The sequence below is a fragment of the Microcoleus asticus IPMA8 genome (genome assembly GCF_013179805.1).
Taxonomy (GTDB): Bacteria; Cyanobacteriota; Cyanobacteriia; order Cyanobacteriales; family Microcoleaceae; genus Microcoleus; species Microcoleus asticus.
The window spans coordinates 1-1733 of sequence record NZ_SRRZ01000286.1; the positions used below are offsets into that span (position 1 = coordinate 1).

Consider the following 1733-nt stretch of genomic DNA (forward strand, 5'->3'; position numbering starts at 1 on the left):
AACCCCGAATAAGCGCCACTTTTATCAACGGGGGATGAGGGCTGTAACTCAGATTAGGCCTAGCTCTTAGGTCTCTTTGTCACCCCCCCAGATTAATGGTTCAATAGCCCCCAACTTGTGAGCAGGTAGATTATCCATAACAACTACTGCACCCTCCCATAAGTTTGGCACTAAAAAATGTTCAATAAAGACTTCACAAGCTGTGCCATTCATTAACCCATTGAGCTTCATCATTCCTACTACTTTTTTTAAGCTAATTGCTCCGACAACTGTGAATGAGAACACCCCGATCAAATGGTTTTAAATCGTAGACTCTACTACCACATATTGAACGTGCACGGGTTCGTGTCAACCCCAATAAAACGCCCATTTCATAGAAAAAAACGAGGTTGTCAGGGTCAATATTTGTCTCTTTTTCCTAATATTCACACCTGATAATTTGCACTTTTTTAGTGGCAGACTGACTACTGCGTACGGTCTTTTTTTTTGCGTCAAATTTTGTTTTTGTAGTTCGATCCACATCATGCTTGGGCTGACAGCTTCGTTGTAGTCAAACGCCAATATTCACTTAGGTTCTGACAGCGTGCTATCCGGATATTTTTCTACCCTCTGGATCGATTCATTTGTGCGCGATTTTAACACATTTTTAAGACTTCCACCCTGTTGTTGGGGTTGAACGCGACCAGTCGTTCGTTTTTGTTTTAAGAGTTTTTGAACAAACCCTTTGCTTACATCAAATCTGGTGGCTACTTTTCTAATTGATGTATCACCTTGTTCATAAATTTTAACTATTTGATCGCGCAACTCGATTGAATAAGGTTTCATTTTTTTCGCTTATGTACTAAATACAGTGTATCATATACACATAGAATATGCTGTATTAGTAGAGCAAGGATTCCTCGCCCTACTAACAGCCTTAAAGCAGAGTAATTGCAGTCGATGCCGGAGCGCCGATCGAACCTGGGCCAAAGCCCAAATTCACCACCCCACCAGTCAAACCAGGAAGATTGTTAATCGTCAGACTAACGCTAGTTTGACCGGGCTTAAAGTTCACCGTGCCGGACGAAGGATTCACAGCAAATGGAGTAATGTTGTAGTCTACGTTGTTCACAGGTCGATCGCCACCAGGGGCAACAATCAAAAAGTCGATCGAAGCCGAAACCGAAGTATTGCCAGTCCGATTAATCGTAAACTCTCCAGAACCACCATCAATAATAGGATCGGGAGACGAACCGTAAAAGAAGAAAGTCGGAGGCACAGCAGTAGTATCAATAATGCTCAAAACTGCCGCTGACGGACTAGCCAAACTGCCACCACTCAAGAACAAATTCACCGTTTCAGTAGGCTCCGTGAGACTGTCAAATAAAGTTTGAACCGGAACTTGTACGCTAGCTTGTCCGGGTGCAAAATTGATCGCTTGAACCACACTGTTGTAATCCGGTTGAGAACCCGCAGCCAGAGCAGTACGGTCACCTGTGCGGAACGAAATCGTAGTAGGTATCGAAAGGTTCCCACTGCGATTAATCGTAATCGGCGCCGTGTTGCCCTCGTTGACGCTGTAAGTAGCCGCACTGAAGAAAAACGTGTTTTGAGCGGGCGTCGGCGTCGGAGTTGGCGTCGGCGTCGGCGTCGGCGTTGGCGTCACATTAGAAATCCCTTGATATTCAATTTTCCGCACTAGGTAGTCGGAACCATCGTTTTTGAAGGAGGTGGCGGCGTAGGCAGCGGTGGGG

Annotated in this window: 3 protein-coding genes; all 3 read right to left on the reverse strand. The window is 45.1% G+C overall.

What is annotated here, in order from left to right:
* Positions 1 to 66: 66 nt before the first annotated feature.
* Positions 67 to 285 carry a transposase gene (locus E5S67_RS31875; RefSeq protein ID WP_172193471.1) on the reverse strand — a complete coding sequence of 73 codons (219 nt, stop codon included), beginning with the start codon at positions 283 to 285 and terminating at the stop codon, positions 67 to 69.
* 279 nt (positions 286 to 564) lie between these two features.
* Positions 565 to 825 (reverse strand): helix-turn-helix domain-containing protein, encoded by a 261-nt coding sequence (locus E5S67_RS31880; RefSeq protein WP_172193474.1) that lies wholly within the window; start codon positions 823 to 825, stop codon positions 565 to 567.
* A gap of 91 nt (positions 826 to 916) precedes the next feature.
* Positions 917 to 1733 (reverse strand): Calx-beta domain-containing protein (locus E5S67_RS31885; protein WP_281363614.1); only part of this gene is annotated, 817 nt, incomplete at its 5' end.